Annotated in this window: 14 protein-coding genes; 7 read left to right on the forward strand and 7 right to left on the reverse strand. The window is 40.4% G+C overall.

What is annotated here, in order from left to right:
- Positions 1 to 3: 3 nt before the first annotated feature.
- Positions 4 to 639, reverse strand: coding sequence for a hypothetical protein (locus tag IPF37_03680; GenBank protein QQR48639.1), 636 nt, complete (start codon positions 637 to 639; stop codon positions 4 to 6).
- A gap of 269 nt (positions 640 to 908) precedes the next feature.
- Between IPF37_03680 and IPF37_03685 the strand changes: the two genes are divergently transcribed.
- The 3 genes from IPF37_03685 to IPF37_03695 all read left to right on the forward strand — a co-directional run bounded on the left by IPF37_03685 (position 909) and on the right by IPF37_03695 (position 2,080).
- Complete coding sequence (locus IPF37_03685) at positions 909 to 1,319, forward strand: hypothetical protein (GenBank protein ID QQR48640.1); 411 nt, start codon at positions 909 to 911, stop codon at positions 1,317 to 1,319.
- A 68-nt stretch (positions 1,320 to 1,387) separates the two neighbouring features.
- Positions 1,388 to 1,615 carry a hypothetical protein gene (locus IPF37_03690; protein ID QQR48641.1) on the forward strand — a complete coding sequence of 76 codons (228 nt, stop codon included), beginning with the start codon at positions 1,388 to 1,390 and terminating at the stop codon, positions 1,613 to 1,615.
- Positions 1,616 to 1,645: 30 nt separating this feature from the next.
- Positions 1,646 to 2,080 (forward strand): hypothetical protein, encoded by a 435-nt coding sequence (locus IPF37_03695; protein ID QQR48642.1) that lies wholly within the window; start codon positions 1,646 to 1,648, stop codon positions 2,078 to 2,080.
- 47 nt (positions 2,081 to 2,127) lie between these two features.
- Here the strand turns inward: IPF37_03695 and bamA are convergent, their stop codons facing one another.
- Positions 2,128 to 4,554 carry an outer membrane protein assembly factor BamA gene (bamA, locus tag IPF37_03700; GenBank protein QQR48643.1) on the reverse strand — a complete coding sequence of 809 codons (2,427 nt, stop codon included), beginning with the start codon at positions 4,552 to 4,554 and terminating at the stop codon, positions 2,128 to 2,130.
- Positions 4,555 to 4,678: 124 nt separating this feature from the next.
- On the reverse strand, positions 4,679 to 6,148 hold the full coding sequence (locus IPF37_03705; GenBank protein ID QQR48644.1) for a hypothetical protein: 1,470 nt from the start codon (positions 6,146 to 6,148) through the stop codon (positions 4,679 to 4,681).
- 430 nt (positions 6,149 to 6,578) lie between these two features.
- Here IPF37_03705 and IPF37_03710 point away from each other — a divergent pair, with 430 nt between their 5' ends.
- The 3 genes from IPF37_03710 to tsaB all read left to right on the forward strand — a co-directional run bounded on the left by IPF37_03710 (position 6,579) and on the right by tsaB (position 9,947).
- On the forward strand, positions 6,579 to 8,798 hold the full coding sequence (locus IPF37_03710) for a hypothetical protein (GenBank protein ID QQR48645.1): 2,220 nt from the start codon (positions 6,579 to 6,581) through the stop codon (positions 8,796 to 8,798).
- A gap of 268 nt (positions 8,799 to 9,066) precedes the next feature.
- Positions 9,067 to 9,249, forward strand: a complete 183-nt coding sequence (locus IPF37_03715; GenBank protein ID QQR48646.1) for a hypothetical protein — start codon at positions 9,067 to 9,069, stop codon at positions 9,247 to 9,249.
- A gap of 5 nt (positions 9,250 to 9,254) precedes the next feature.
- On the forward strand, positions 9,255 to 9,947 hold the full coding sequence (gene tsaB, locus IPF37_03720; GenBank protein ID QQR48647.1) for a tRNA (adenosine(37)-N6)-threonylcarbamoyltransferase complex dimerization subunit type 1 TsaB: 693 nt from the start codon (positions 9,255 to 9,257) through the stop codon (positions 9,945 to 9,947).
- Here tsaB and IPF37_03725 read toward each other — a convergent pair whose 3' ends face one another.
- Together IPF37_03725 and IPF37_03730 are read right to left on the reverse strand one after the other, a co-directional pair.
- Complete coding sequence (locus IPF37_03725) at positions 9,948 to 10,694, reverse strand: 16S rRNA (uracil(1498)-N(3))-methyltransferase (protein QQR48648.1); 747 nt, start codon at positions 10,692 to 10,694, stop codon at positions 9,948 to 9,950.
- Positions 10,695 to 10,701: 7 nt separating this feature from the next.
- The gene (locus IPF37_03730) at positions 10,702 to 11,127 is read right to left on the reverse strand and encodes a hypothetical protein (GenBank protein ID QQR48649.1); all 426 of its coding nucleotides are present in this window, start codon (positions 11,125 to 11,127) and stop codon (positions 10,702 to 10,704) included.
- 120 nt (positions 11,128 to 11,247) lie between these two features.
- Between IPF37_03730 and IPF37_03735 the strand changes: the two genes are divergently transcribed.
- Positions 11,248 to 12,804, forward strand: coding sequence for a 2,3-bisphosphoglycerate-independent phosphoglycerate mutase (locus tag IPF37_03735; protein QQR48650.1), 1,557 nt, complete (start codon positions 11,248 to 11,250; stop codon positions 12,802 to 12,804).
- A 9-nt stretch (positions 12,805 to 12,813) separates the two neighbouring features.
- Here IPF37_03735 and IPF37_03740 read toward each other — a convergent pair whose 3' ends face one another.
- Positions 12,814 to 14,082, reverse strand: coding sequence for an amino acid permease (locus IPF37_03740; GenBank protein ID QQR48651.1), 1,269 nt, complete (start codon positions 14,080 to 14,082; stop codon positions 12,814 to 12,816).
- Positions 14,083 to 14,146: 64 nt separating this feature from the next.
- On the reverse strand, positions 14,147 to 14,704 hold the full coding sequence (locus IPF37_03745) for a biotin transporter BioY (GenBank protein ID QQR48652.1): 558 nt from the start codon (positions 14,702 to 14,704) through the stop codon (positions 14,147 to 14,149).
- Positions 14,705 to 14,788: the final 84 nt, after the last annotated feature.

Here is a 14,788-nt window from a genome sequence, read left to right on the forward strand (position 1 = left end):
GTTCTAATACATAAATTTTACTGTTTTAAATAAATTAAAACATGGGTGTTGGCGAAGATAATTTTTTATGCTTGTTGTTATGTTACCTAGATCATGAGAATCAAACAATGCTAAATTTTTTTTCAATGATTGTCTTGATTCATGCGCGAGAAGGGCTGGTAAGGAATTGATTGTTTGCAGGAGGGGCGTGTTGTGTAGTAATTTCTCGTCAGTGTTGCCAGTTGTATGTAGCAAGTGCAAGATACAGAGCATTTGTAGTATTGATAATGAGTTCTCAAAATGCTCTTTATAATCAAGAATCGTGAGATACTGTGCTACGTGTCCAAAGTTATTTTCAGCTGGGTTTTGGAGGGGGATAATGTAATAGCACAGTTCCAACAAATGATGAACCCACGTGATGTCTTCGTTGGAAGTAATTGATGGCATAGCGATAATTGTTACGGTGTCGGCCCTGTAATTATGTTCTGTGTGAGTGGCGGTGAGTGAAATGAGCATGCCGGGCCACAAAGTTTCACATGTTTTTTGATTCTTAATAAAAATACTTATTTTGCCAAGTGAGGCTGTTAGTAATGATATTTTTGACTGGGAGGGTAAGAACTTTTTAATTACAAAGCCAGCGATGGCTGTCTCTTTGGGCATTGGTTTTCCTTGGGGTGTTTTCTTTTTTTACTCTTCTCATACTATACCCGCAATCGTATAAAATTGAGCCCTTATTATGCAATATTTGAGTGATTTTTTTATGGAGAGGTGCCAAATGCTTTTTTTGAGCACAATCTGGCACGTAAAAAAAGCCCAAGGCAACGCCCTTTTTTGCTTGTAAATTCTTAATCCTTGACTAAATTATTTACTATTTGGCTATAATTTATATAGATAGGCTTATAATAGTTAAAATTTGCAAGGGGTTATTCATGCTACATGGATTAATATTGTTCGTCATAAGCTTGAGCATAATGTTGGCTCCCAATTCGGTACGTAGCTTTTGTATTGATAAGCAGCAGATGATACAGCGTTTTGAGCATGTGCCGGGGTCTGATGAAAATGAGCAGGTCATTAAGAAGTCTTTTGCGTTGGCCAATGATCCACTGAATGGACGCATGACTGTTTTAACCGATCCATTGTCGTTGCAAAAAGCGGCACAAGATACTCTGCGTTATATGAAAAAATATGCCAAAACTCATGCCAAATTGTTTGGCTCCCCTGCTTTTGCCAACTATGTAATTTCTTCTCAAAAGGCTCAAGAAACGCTGGATTATCTGGTGCGGATTATCGAAGAAGACAGAAAGACGGGTTTTTTAGAGTTTGTAATTCTGCCTTTTTAAACAAAAATTTTTCTTTTCATCGTTGGACTCCTGATATTCAAGGTGCGCAGAAAGATGGGGATTATTTTATGATGTCGAGTAAAAAGAATTTTACGCATGAGAATATTGGCAAGATTAGGTTGACTCATTACGCTATTTATAATTTTGCCGGTAGCTATGTAAAAACAAAAAAAAATACTCATGCTTTGTATGCGTTAACCAGTAGTGTAGATATTCCGCCCTGTACAAAGCATGAAATTTTTGCAGGAGCGCTAGAAACCGAACAGTATAAAAATATGGTGAGGTCGCTTGTGTGACTGCAAAAAAAAGCTATCGGGGAGGCTTTGATGCAAGGAACAATAGTAGCTACCATGCCTGATGGCCGAAGCCGTGTTTTTATGATTCATCAAAATAATAAAATACATTACCAAAAGAAGCTTAAAAGAAGTGGCAAAAACAAAACATATTGGTATTTTCGTGAGACGAGCGCACAAGCGGCACCTTTATATATAGATAAATTTAATTATCGTGCCAATGTAGTTTTTGCTGGGGATGTTAAAACTATTGGTTTGGGCAAGCTGATTGCCATTAATTATACTAATGCAGTGACGGGCAAAAACGAAGTTCGCTTGGGTGTTTTGGCTGATACGGGTGGTGCATTTGCCGACAATCTTTACCAGCTCGATCTTTTTGCGGGGATGTACAGCAGTAAAACAGCGCTTTATTTTCACATGAAGCAGATGCCTGATGTGACTGAAGCATATATTGTTTCGAAAAAATAAAACTTTGATCACATAAAAAAGGCCCCGAACTTCGGGGCCTTTTTTAATTACCAAGCATAATTCATGGTTAAATGAAATTCATGAGCAGATTCGTTCTGGCTCTTTTTACGGTCAAGCTTAAAGCCCCAGTCGATTTTGGCGGGGAATGGGTTGACCAAGTTCAAGCCAAAACCAACAGAGTGTCGTGGTTGAAATTTATCGCGCTTGATGTAGGAATGATCTGGAATATCATTTTTTGGTGTATCCCAACCGCACCCGGCATTATAAAAGAAATGTGCTTTCATTGAATAATCTGGGATTAGAGGAAAAATAAGTTCAGTACTAAACAAGAACGCATTTTGTGCGCCCAATGGGCTACCTTCATTCATATCTCCCGGGGTTTTCCATGCTGGACCAGCGCCACCAAATACGTGTCCTCGAACCGTGTTTTGGCCGCCCATGTGGAACAACTCTTTATACGGCGTCAGTTTTGATTTACCAAGCGAACGTACTGCGCTTAACCGCAGCTGTGAGCCAAGTACGAGTGTGTCTTTGCCAATCAAAGATGTGTAGCAACTGCCATGAGCTTCGCCTTTAAGGAATGAGAAATCATCATTTAGGCCCGGCAGTGCTGTTTTTGTGGCCAGCGTAAGCTTGTATCCTTCGTTAGGATAAATCTGGTGATTACGCGTATCTTTAATCAAATCAAGACCAACCCAATTCAGCGTTCCTTCCTGGAATGAACGGTTGACGACAGGTGCAAAGACTGCGTCTGAAGTTGTGATTTTATTTTTGTTGTGCAGGTTTTCGATGCCAATATCAAGCAACAGTTGTAAGCGCTTATCAATTTGAGGAAGTCTGAAACCAAAACGCGTATGGCCACCGGTTACAATTTGGATTGGTGAGCGGTTCAAGCTGCGCCACTGTTCGTACTCGTCCCAGCGTTTATAGAAATAAAATGCGCCTGAAATGTTTGAATCAAAAAGATATGGATCTATGAAGCGCAATTCAAGTTTTTGTACGCGTTCTTTGTTTGCTTGTATCAAGCCGCCCACTTCCCAGCCAAGGCCGAACAAGTTGCTTTTTTCAAGTACCAGCATGCCGCGCAACGATGGGCGTGGGTTAAAGCGATCGGTACCATAACTCATTTGGAAGTTAAAGCTGCCGGTTTTTGCTTCACGCACATTCATTTCAAGATCTGCTAATTCATCGGTGAGGCGGTGAATTTTCCAATTAACGCCATCGCGTTCAAAAAAGCTTAAATATTCAACATTCGCTTTTGAGCGCGTCAATTTCTTGGAGGTAATCATTTCGCCTTCAATAATTTCCAATTGGCGGCGAATCACTTTGTCGCGAGTTGCATGGTTGCCGGTAACTTCGATGCGATTAACGTACATTTGTTTGCCGCGGTCGATATTGAAAACAATGTCTACTTCTTTAGTTTCTTCATTTGGCTTAACTTGTGGATAAACGTCGGCAAAGATATAGCCTTTTTCTCCCCACAAATCACGCAGCTTGCTGATTGTTTTCATCATTGCAGATTGTGAAAATGGATGACCAACTTTGACGTCGATGTACGGTTTTAATTCATTGTCTGAAAATACCTCATCGCCATGTGCATATACCGAGTTGACCGTAAATAAATCGCCCTCGCTGATGTGAAAAGTAATCGCAACATCGCGTTTGTTTGGCGAGAACTCAGTGTCAGTTTTGCTTACTTTTGCGGTCAAGTAGCCGTGATCGCGATAATAATATTCAATGCGATGCTTGTCGGCATCAAGCTGCTCTTCGTTGTAACTGCCCGCTTGGTCCATAAAGCCCAACAGCCATGCTTCTCGTGTGAACAGTGGCTTGTTTAAGTTGCGGTCAGGAATCTTGTCGTTACCCTCAAAATGAACAAATTTTACACTGGTTGTTGGGCCTTCGTGCACTACAATTTCAGCGGTCATTTTATGAGGATTATCTTTGTTTGGTGTGAGTGTTGTGGTAAAGGTAACGAAGTGCTTATTTTCTTCTGCGTACATTTTTTTAATTTGTTCGCAAATTTGTTTAATCGTTTCTTCGTCGATCGAGGTTATTTTGGCGCTGTTAATCTTTTCTTTGATTTTTTTAGTTTCGATATTTTTGTTGCCTTTGATGTGTAAATCTTCCAAAAGCTTCTTTTCTTCAACCGTAACAATTAATGCCATCGATGCATCATCGATTTCTTCTCCTTCGAGTTTTACTTGTCGAAAATGCCCCAGGGCATAGAGATTGTTAATGGCAAGCTCACTTTTTTGAGCATCAAAAACATCGTCAAGACGATAGGGAATACTATTTAGAATAAGCTCTTGTTTTATCGTTTTATTTCCTTCAACGATAATTTCCTTGATGGTATACGTTTTATTGGTGTGTTTATGTGAGCTGCTGTCTGCGTATATTTTTAGCGTAGCGAGGGGGCAAAAAATAGCCAAAGCAGCACTTACTACAAACATCCTCGACATGCGAGAAATCATGAACTTTCTCCTTGTGTAGCCAGAATGGTGTCTCATTTTTTTTATTAGTGATAGCATCATTAGACAACTAGGAATTCATGATACAATGTGCATAAAAAAAAGCTATTATTTTTTCTTAACGTTCCTACGAGAGATGACGATAGATGGCGTCAAAACCGGTCGGCTCAGAAAGATCAGGTGGTTCCCATTTTTTGAATTCTTTTTTAATTTCGTCAATTAAACTCATAGGAATATATCTGCTGCTTTCAGCAAAATTTTGTTGATGACGATGTAAAACTACCTCTAATAAATTATTTTTTTTACTTAAATTAATATCAACGTCAGCAAGTGTTGGTTTTGTTGCAAGTACATTTAAAATGATGGGCATGAGGACAACGGCTGGTAGCGGTGAAATGAAAAAAGTATTAGTTTCGCTGTTTGCTGGCTTCCAGTTGATAAACCACAATTCTTTATGCGTGGGATCTTTGCTTTGACGAGAAAGAAGTGCGTTGATAGCGTTAAACCACGACCGTGCGTAGGACGTATTTTTTTCTGATGGTACTTGCTGATGATCACACATAATTTTAATTTGGGTGATTTTTTTTCTTCCTTTATGGATTATTGATTCGTGAAAACGTTGGTTACTGTAGTATTGTTTGGTTGTAAACCAGTCAATTTGTTGCACAATATCTTCAGATGAATAAAAGTTATAAATTTTTTTAAAAATATGAGAAAGGGCAAAGTATTCAGTTTCTGGTTGGATTGGTGTGCCAAGTAAAATGAGCTCATCAATCAAAAGTGTTTTATGTGTTGGAATATAATCGAGACTCTTTTGACCTTTTTTTTGTATGGCATTTTCTTTAGTAATTAATTGATTGATGAGCGAAAACATTTCTTGTAACGATTCATGTTCTTGGTCAATCGGAGAGAATTTTTGTTGAGGATCATATGATTGTGTTGCCAAAATTTTTCCAATGCCGCCAAGGTTGAGCGCTAGATTGCCGCCATGGCTGTGGGCAATAATTCTAATTTTTGCATTAATGCCTTCGGTTCGTAATCGTTCTTGTTCTTCTATCAAGCTGTTGTAAAGGCGGATTGCTTCTGAGCGACGGCGCTGTTGGCTCATTAATCCGCTCCAGCCAAATGCATAAAAGAGATTTTTTTCTTGGCCTTTGGTTGTATAGTCAGCGATAGTGGCGTATGCCTTGGATAAAGGAAAAGCAGCAAAGCGATCACTAGTGGTAAGGTCTGTATCAAGTGTTTTTGGTATTGAAACCAACCCTCGGTCTAATATAAATTGATCTTTAAAAAAATAAGGGTCTTTTCGCATTTTTTTATTAACAATGCGGTAACGGCTGTCTTTCAAATCATCAGCTAAAACTTTTTTGGCGCTTAAAAGGCTCATGACAGAGCCGAACGTGCCGTGGACAAAAACGGTCATCCAAGTTTCTGGCGTTCGCGGTGTTGATGGTGCGATGGCGGGCTTTTTTGTTTGCCACAAGCTACGTAATTGCTGCCATGTGCGACAAACAGGCGAATACTTTATGGCCCATCCCATTACACTTGCTACAATAATGAGCGTTATGAGAAGTTGAGAATTTTTTTTTGGATTCATGGTACTTTGCCTTATTTTAGTAAAAAAATGCCCTTTTTCTAAGCCTAACCCATTTTGCATGTCCAGATACAACAAGCTCATAATTTTTGTCTTTTTAGTATGATAATGCCGCTTCTTTTTTCAAATAATTTTTAAAAAAGAGGTTACGACTGTATTGATAGTCAGAGGTTTTTTATTTCAAATTGATATTTCGTTGATAAATAGGGGCTTTTTTTTTAGACTTATAACTGAGGTTACTAAAGAAGTATCAAAACTAAGGGGTTAGTGGGGAAATCATGAAAATTAGTACAAAGGCTTTGTTGAGCATAATGCGAATTATTGGGACATTATTTTTTTGGGCATCGTCTTGTCAGGCTGGTGACATTTCGGTTGCGAGTTCTTTGCGTGAGCAAGCGGCACTTGAAATAAAAAAATTGATCAAAGTATTGCTATGCAAAACGAAGAGCTTAAAGGGCAAACGGCTCGCCAAATTGCTCAGATTAAAGCACAGGTTGAGCAACAGATAGCCATGGTGCGCACTGAAGCTGAAAAAATGACTGAACAGCTTAAGAATGACATTGATGCTAAGGCCGTTGAACTTAACTACCAAGCTGAAAAAGAAAAACTTATTATTATGAGCCAAGCTGAGCACAAGGCCCTCGAATTAAAAGCTGAAGAGCAGCGTCGACAGCTTGAACAAAAGTTTCAACGGTCGGTAGATATTTCGTTGGACAGTAAAATGACTAGTTTTGGCGCCAAGGACTTTTCTTTTAATCGCGTTTCAGTACCAGCTCCGGCGTTGTCGTTATTTTCGAGAAGCTTTAGTGCTATGCCCACTCAGACTATTACGCCAGAGTGGCGCAATCAGATCTCTCGAGATTTTTATACCGACATGTCGTTCATGAAAAATATAATAGCCGAGGGTGAAACAAGTGATCAGGTTGCAGATTTTTCACAGCGATTTAACAAACAAAATAACTGGTTTGATCAAACATTAAGTTCAACGCAATCGCGAGCCGATATGTCGTACAAACAACTGTTAGATAAACAAGCAACATTGCAAAGTATTGTGCAGGCGCAGAAAAAAGCCGATATATTGTTGGATCAAATAAGCGTTCAAAAGTCTTTGTCTGACGATCAAAAAAAGAAGGCGCGTTTAGCTATTTTGTATGATATTAACGAGCAGGTTCAACAGGAAAAAAATAAATTTGGCAGCTTGGAACGCCCTCTTGAGCTTGATCAAAACAGGATCAATGTTGTGGTGCGACGTGCGTTTGAAGATTATTCGAATAATTTTCAAACGATGACAGCTGATGTATCTGGTGTAGAAATTAAAGACGGAACTACTGTTCATATTATCCCGGTAATGGTACAAAAATTACAGGGCGAGCTTGATCAGGTCAAGACGGAGCTTGAATCAACGCGTAATTCATTAGAAAAAATGCGTGCGGATAAATCACTTTTAAAGCAGCAAATGAATAATGAGCTTAGAAATAAAACACAGGAATGGCTTGATCTTGAAATTCAATTGCGCCAAGAGCGCAGCAACTTGAAGCATGCGCAGCAAGAAATGAGTGCGGCTGTACAACGCATGGAAAAAACTACTATCGAAAAAGAAGTGTTAAATGCCCAAGTACAAGCCAAAACAGAAGAAAACGCCAATTTAAAAGATGCTGTCGCTAAAGCTCAATCGAATAACGAGCTGATGACACAGCACGCAGGGCAAGCGCAAGAGCGCATAACCAAAGCTGAAGAACAAATGCGGCAAGCAAAGCAGGTTGCTCGTGCTGCCAAACAGCGCGTTAATGATATTCAGCACGATGCTCAGGGGCATGTACAAGATTTGAAAGATGATCTTGAGCAAGCACTGCAGTATGCTCAAGCGGCAGAAAAGCGTGCTGAGTTGGCTGAAGATAAAGTGGCACAAGCGTATGCCAAATCAAACGAGCGAGAAGAGCGCAATCAGCGTCAGCGCGAACGAGACAGATTGCAGGCTCTTGAGGAGCGTGATGAGGCAGTCGAAAGCGTAAAACGTCTGTTTATTCCACGCCTTGAGGAGGAAAAACGACAAGGTATTGATTTGAAGATTCAACTTGAACAAGCTATTGCTCAAGCGCAAAAATTTGAAGAAAAAGCAGAACAGTTGCAAGCTGAAGTTCGCGTGATGCAAGATCGTGTAACGCAAGCGCGTCAAGATACGGCGCAGGCAGAGGCATTACTTAGAGCTCAGACAACATTACGAAAGGAAGCAGAGCAGCATACCAGTTTGGTTGAAGAGCTTGCTGGTCAAATGATTGATTCAATTAATGCTTATTTACAAAAAGAGCGCCTTGCTCATGAGGGCCGTGAGGCTCAGTTGCTTGACGAGGCATCGGTGCAGAGATTTAAAAAAATATCATTAAAAGATCAAAAGCGAGAACTTGAAGATCTGCGTGATGGCGCTATAGAAGCACTTGAGTACCATGAAAATCAAAAAGAGGTGGCAACGGTGCGTTTACGATCAATGCAAAATAATCTTGAAAGTCTTGAGCATGAAACATTGCGATTGCAAGTTGAGCGCGCCGAGCGTGAAGAGCTTGAAATGGTGCGCGAGCAAGTACGGAAAGAACGCGCATCGATGCAGAACGCCGAAGTTGTTAAATCTGAAGAATTAAACGAAGAGCTTGAGTGAAAAATGTGTTGACTTTGTTGCCGAGCAAAAAATTAATAGCAAATTTATGCATAAAAATTCAAGTATTTGTTTTAAGTTTTGGTCCTTTTGAAAATACTCTTGATCTTTAGTAAGGAAGTTCGTACATTGATTTTTTGAAATGTTGATTAAAGTTTCAAATCAAAAGCATGCAAAAAAAATTGATTATGGCTGAAATTTGCATGTGAGATATTTTTTGATAGTCTAATCTTATGCTTATGATAATGTTGGCGAGCGTAGAGGAGAGCGTATGAAGTGCCCCAAGTGCGGTGGTTTAATGATCATGCAATCGTTCTTTGATCACTTCATTAACTTTGAAGGCTGGAAGTGCCTGAATTGTGGCAAAATTATTGAAAAGCGTGAAAATACAATAAGGGATGATGCTTTTAGTCTCTTTTATCAGCGACAGAAGATCAAAAAACAAAATAATTAATACACATGACAAAATTTTTTATAAGTATTCAGGGAGGCTATCAAGGTCTCTATATAGCTCTTTTTCGCGAAAAAATATGTATTCAAGAAGTTTTTAAAAATGATAAACGTGCAAGTTCTGAGCTTGTTCCGTATGTTCAAGAATTATTGCAAGAGCATAATCTATCATTGAACGATTGTGCATTTATTGCTGTTGATAGAGGGCCGGGCGCCTTTACGTCGTTACGTGTTGTTTTGGCAACGGTAAACGGTATTGGCTTGGCGGCCAGCAAACCGCTAATCGGTGTCAATGGCTTGCAGGCATTGTCTGATCAAGTTAAAGCATCTATTGCTGATGAATCAAAAAATTTTGTCTTGTTGCTCAATGCGTACAATGACGATGTTTATTATGCGCTTGAAACGGTTGGTAATGATCGCGAAGAAGGATGCGAAAAAATTCAGGACTTACTTGCTCGGCTTAAAGCAGGCTATCCGGAATTATCGTTTGTCTTTGCTGGTAATGCCGTTCAGCTGCACGCAGAAAAAATTAAAGAAGCCTTACCGCGTGCTCAATTACTTGATGAATTTCAGGTTGCAACGGCCGAGTTTGTTGGCTTGCGAGCATATCAAGATTGGCTTGAGCAAAAAAATATTACGACCAAAGTTGAGCCGTTATATCTCAAGACGCAATATTTTTCTTTAAAAAAACCACCATTATAATTAATTTCTGATCAAGCTTCGCAACAAGCCAAGGCCTACTAGTGCTGCATCGCGCGAGCGTAAAATACTGGTGGTGAGTGCGTAGCTGTTAAAGCCGTTAGCGCATAAATTTGCTAATTCGTTATCAGTTAAGCCGCCTTCAGCGCCCAACATAACGTTTAGTTGCTGATTACTTGGCGCTTCAAGTAGCGTACGGGCAGCTTGGCCGTGTGCGTCGAAAAGAATATTAGTGCCTTTGATTGTTGTTTTGAGGATCTCTGAAAGTTTTTGTGCCGGTGCAATGTGCGGGAAAACAAAACTTTTCGATTGTTCAATGGCAGCAACAATAATTTTTTCAAGACGTTCAGTTTCGCGTGGTTCCCATTTTCTTTCAGATTTTTCAGAGATAACCGGAATGATGGTCTGTACGCCCATTTGAGTGGCGGTATACACAATATCTTCAAAAACATTTTTCTTGGTAACGCATTGGTAAAATGTTATGCCTGGTGCGGGAGCCACATTTTTTTCAATGTGCGCAACCCGGCCGACAATCATATTTTTGTCTTGTTGGGTTGTGCTCAAGCATATTTCTACATGATAGTTTTTATCAAACAACATTACCCGATCGCTCTCTTCTAGTCGCAAAACATTAAAAATGCGTTTATACAAATCTTTGTCGTGCAGCGAGATGAGATCATTTTTCTTGTGTACTATGCTTAACGAAAGTGTGGGTGCGTACAGTGCAAAAATGTGTTTATTTGTTTTCATACATAAACTATTTAGCTTGAGCTTTATCGCGCAAAATAAGCCACCACAAAATAGCAGCAATGGTAAAATTGGCGGCGATAAGACTACCTACTACAAAATCTTCTGGGTGGTCTTGGAAGTGTTGCTTTGCTTCGTCTGTTTTTTGCTGGGCTTTAAATTTGATAAACATCCAGGCGAGCTTTATTTGATCTGGCAAAGAAGGTTCAGTTTTAATGCCAGATTCTTTGGAGATATTTTCTATATCTTCAAGAGTAATGTCTAACTCATCCAAACCTTGTAATTCATCAAAAATATCATCAAATGAATCTTCTTCTTGTTCTAAAACCTTTTCGCATGATGGTGCGTCGGTAATATTTTGTGCGTTTAAATTTCTAAAAGGGCTTTGTAACGCTGTTGCAAAAAGAAGGGCTAAAACAGCAGTTTTTACGGTCATAATTTTCCTTTTTTTACAAGGATGCTTATAAATCGTTATGGTATAAAAAAAATGATCACAACATTGATCATCTCAGTATTGAAGGAGGTAAGCATAGCGCAGAAAATTAAAGGAGTCAAAATGCGTACAAATAGAAACAATTTTCCGGTGATGCTTGTTGTTCTCGATGGCTTTGGGCATAACGAAAATATCCACGGTAATGCCGTGGCTGCAGCGCGTATGCCGCATTATGATTATCTGCGTGAGCACTATCATACAACGTTGTTGTCTGCGGCGGGACCTGCTGTTGGTCTTTTGCCTGGCGGCATTGGCAACTCTGAGGTTGGGCATTTGACGCTTGGTGCGGGGCGTGTGGTCAAAGGTGTTTTATGTCGTTTTCACGAATCGATTGATGATGGCAGTTTTTTTAAACGTGAAGATTTGTTGCGCGCATTTACTGAGTTAAAAAAGTCTGGTAAGGCGTTGCATGTGATGGGCTTACTTTCAGATGCTGGCGTGCATAGCCATGAAAAACATTTATTTGCCTTGCTTGAATTGGCGGCAAATTGTGGGCTTGAGCGGGTGTATGTGCATGCATTTTTGGATGGTCGCGACGTACCACCACAGTCGGCATTGTTGTATTTGCAGCATCTTGCGGATGTTTTGCACGAGTATCCCAATGCATTGTTGGCAAGTATTCATGGTCGTTTTTTTGCTATGGATCGTGATAACAATTGGGATCGTACTCAAAAAAGTTACGATGTCTTATGTGGCAATGTTAACCCGCCGCGCAGTCCGTTTATTGACTGGCATGCGTTGCTCGAGCAATCGTACACTGATGGCGTTAATGATGAGTTTGTTGAGCCCACCCTACTTGATGTGCGCGGCGGTATTGAATCAGGCGATGGCGTAGTTTTTTTTAATATTCGCCCTGACCGAGCCCGTCAACTCACGGCGGCGTTTGTAGATTCTGCCAACACAGAAATAAAACGCGCTGACACAGTTCTTTCTTTTTTTATTACCGCTATTCGCGTGCAAAAAAATTTTACTAACCAGATACTTTTTGACGATGCGGTTGTTGAGCACACCCTGCTTGACGAGTTGGCAGCTCAAAGTAATATGCCGGTTTTTGTGATAGCAGAAACTGAAAAAATGGCACACGTTACTTATTTTTTTCGCGGTATGCGCGACCAGCGCTTGGCTCATGAACAGTACGAATTTGTGCCATCAATAAAAGCAAAAAATTATGTTGATCATCCAGAAATGTCGGCCAACATTATTACCGATCGATTGGTTGCATCGCTTGAACAACAACCAGCTTCTTTTTATTTAGTTAATTATGCCAATGCCGACATGGTTGGTCATTCAGGCAATTTTGAGGCAACCGTCAAGGCGTGTCAAATTCTTGATGAGCAGCTTGGTGTTTTATATCTCGAGGTGGTGGTTAAGCGCAATGGTTTGTTATTTATTGTTGCTGATCATGGCAACGCTGAGCAAAAAACTGACGAACAAGGCAACCCGCTGACGGCGCACACAACCAACCCGGTGCCTTTTTTGGCGGTTGGCAGGCAGTTTGCTCACGAAATTGGTTTTGTTGAAAGCAAGCCGCACTTCGGGCTTGCGCATGTTGCGCCAACATTGTTGAAATATCTTGAGCTTAAAATTCCTGCTGTCATGAATCAAGAAACAATTTTTTGATGGTTTTTGTTACGAGATTTTTTTACCCGAAAAGCAAGAAAGCATAAAGCCAATAATAAAAATTGAAACAAATGAAAACGAGATGCCGTACGTGATTAAGTTTTTAAAACACAAATTAAAAACATAAAAACAGCTGGCAAGGCTTAAAAGTGGGACGATCATTGTTTGTCTGACTAAACCTTTTCTAATCGCTTGCAGTAGTGCTAACGATGTTAAGCTGTAGCAAGCAAAGTGAGCAAAGATTGACATGTTTTGCAAGGCGGTTTGTTGTTGGGAAATGCTGATAATAAAACAGCACAAAATGCCTTCAATAATTAAGCTAGCCCATGGCGTGTTGGCTGTTGTTAATTTCGTTAAAATATGTGAAAACGGTAAATGGTTGTCTTTGGCAAGCGTGTGCAAGTTCCAGCAGTTGCTTGTCAAAATGGTAAATGAACCGCCAAAAATTGAAGCAAATACAAAACCATTAAACAGTTTTCCGATCCATGGCATGGTCGGGAAAAACGTGCTACCAAGTGCTAAAAGTGGTGTGCCAGTTTGTGCTAAATCGGGCCCCAGCGCGTGATACATAGCAAATTGAAAAAATGTTGCAAGGCACACGGCAATAGAAAACGACGTCAAGATTGCCGGTTTTATGGTTTGCGCTGGTTTTGAAAGTAGCCCAGCGATTGAACAAATAATTTCAAAACCAATCACCGCAAAAATAGCGACAGGAATGAGTGTGAGTGGTTCGATGGTATTGGTATCCTGCCAGATTGGCGCGTAGCCAGGTTTGGCAAAAAGGCCGCAAAAAAAAGTAAACAGAATTGGTAGTGCTTTGAGCGCTGAGGTTACGTATTGTGCTTTACCGCCCACGCGCACGCCAAAAATGTTGAGCGTGATTAGGCCAGCAATAATGCCATAATCAAACATCAACGTTGGAATAACGCGCAGTGCGGGAATATATGTTTGAAAAAAAGTGGTTGAGCAGTGAACCAAGAGAGCGCAGGTGGTTGTTTTGGCTAAGAAATAACTCCAGCCGGCAAAAAAACCAATGCGGGGGTGTAGGTGAGTTTTGCTGTAAACGTACAAGCCGCCTGAAACGGGATGCAGCTTTGCAAGTTCTGCAATACTCAAAATTACGGGCAAAATTAACAGCGCACAGATTGGATAACTAATAAAACCAAATGATCCCGCTAAAAAAGTCAGCGGCTTTGCGTTAATGAAAATACCAGCGCCCATGATAGTGTTAAGACAAATGAGTACGGCGGTTACAAAACTAAATTTGCCTTGATTCATGGAATGCGCCTTTCCGGCAAAAAAGGGGGATAATGATAATATTGAATGATTGGTATTTTGGATTCTAGCGCAATTTAGGCGGCAGAGCAAGAGGTAACCTTTTGACCAGAACGATCGCAAGCGCAAATTTAATGACAAAGTCGCCAATCACAAAAGGAAAAAAGCCGAGAGAGAGAAGCTTGTGTGCAGGAACAAAAAGGCTGAGTTGTGCAAGGCCGCAGAAAAAAGTAATGAGGTTTGCCACTATAAGCTTTGCCATGAGTGTGATAGTTGACGAAGTATGGCGCTGTTTGGCCCACGCCAAAAAAATGGCAGCAAATAAAAAACCGATCAAATAGCCGCCTGTTGGCCCACAAAGCCGGCCAATGCCACCCAGACCAAAAGCAAAAATTGGTGCGCCAAGAGTTCCTTGCAACAAGTAAAGCATGAAAGCATACACTGCCGGCCAACCCAAGATTAATGAAGCCACCAAGAGCGGCAAAGGCTGTATGCTCAACGGGACAGCATTAAAAGGCATAGGTATGATAATTTGCGAGCACAACGCATAAAACCACGATAGAGCAAAGCATAAGAGAAAAGAGTTGATGCGTGATCGCATTGCTATTTGTGTTGATTTGTACATAAAAATCCCTTCTTGTTGTTCGATCTGAACTATTTGTAAAAGCGGTCATTAGCTTAGTGCGATATTTTTTTTATGGCAATTTTG

It is taken from the genome of bacterium, assembly GCA_016699045.1.
In the GTDB taxonomy this organism is placed as follows: domain Bacteria; phylum Babelota; class Babeliae; order Babelales; family RVW-14; genus AaIE-18.

Coding starts and splice junctions, on each gene's coding strand:
- IPF37_03680 (QQR48639.1), bottom strand. CDS start 639: ATGCCCAAAGAGACAGCCATCGCTGGCTTTGTAATTAAAAAGTTCTTA.
- IPF37_03685 (QQR48640.1), top strand. CDS start 909: ATGCTACATGGATTAATATTGTTCGTCATAAGCTTGAGCATAATGTTG.
- IPF37_03690 (QQR48641.1), top strand. CDS start 1,388: ATGATGTCGAGTAAAAAGAATTTTACGCATGAGAATATTGGCAAGATT.
- IPF37_03695 (QQR48642.1), top strand. CDS start 1,646: ATGCAAGGAACAATAGTAGCTACCATGCCTGATGGCCGAAGCCGTGTT.
- bamA (QQR48643.1), bottom strand. CDS start 4,554: ATGATTTCTCGCATGTCGAGGATGTTTGTAGTAAGTGCTGCTTTGGCT.
- IPF37_03705 (QQR48644.1), bottom strand. CDS start 6,148: ATGAATCCAAAAAAAAATTCTCAACTTCTCATAACGCTCATTATTGTA.
- IPF37_03710 (QQR48645.1), top strand. CDS start 6,579: ATGCAAAACGAAGAGCTTAAAGGGCAAACGGCTCGCCAAATTGCTCAG.
- IPF37_03715 (QQR48646.1), top strand. CDS start 9,067: ATGAAGTGCCCCAAGTGCGGTGGTTTAATGATCATGCAATCGTTCTTT.
- tsaB (QQR48647.1), top strand. CDS start 9,255: ATGACAAAATTTTTTATAAGTATTCAGGGAGGCTATCAAGGTCTCTAT.
- IPF37_03725 (QQR48648.1), bottom strand. CDS start 10,694: ATGAAAACAAATAAACACATTTTTGCACTGTACGCACCCACACTTTCG.
- IPF37_03730 (QQR48649.1), bottom strand. CDS start 11,127: ATGACCGTAAAAACTGCTGTTTTAGCCCTTCTTTTTGCAACAGCGTTA.
- IPF37_03735 (QQR48650.1), top strand. CDS start 11,248: ATGCGTACAAATAGAAACAATTTTCCGGTGATGCTTGTTGTTCTCGAT.
- IPF37_03740 (QQR48651.1), bottom strand. CDS start 14,082: ATGAATCAAGGCAAATTTAGTTTTGTAACCGCCGTACTCATTTGTCTT.
- IPF37_03745 (QQR48652.1), bottom strand. CDS start 14,704: ATGTACAAATCAACACAAATAGCAATGCGATCACGCATCAACTCTTTT.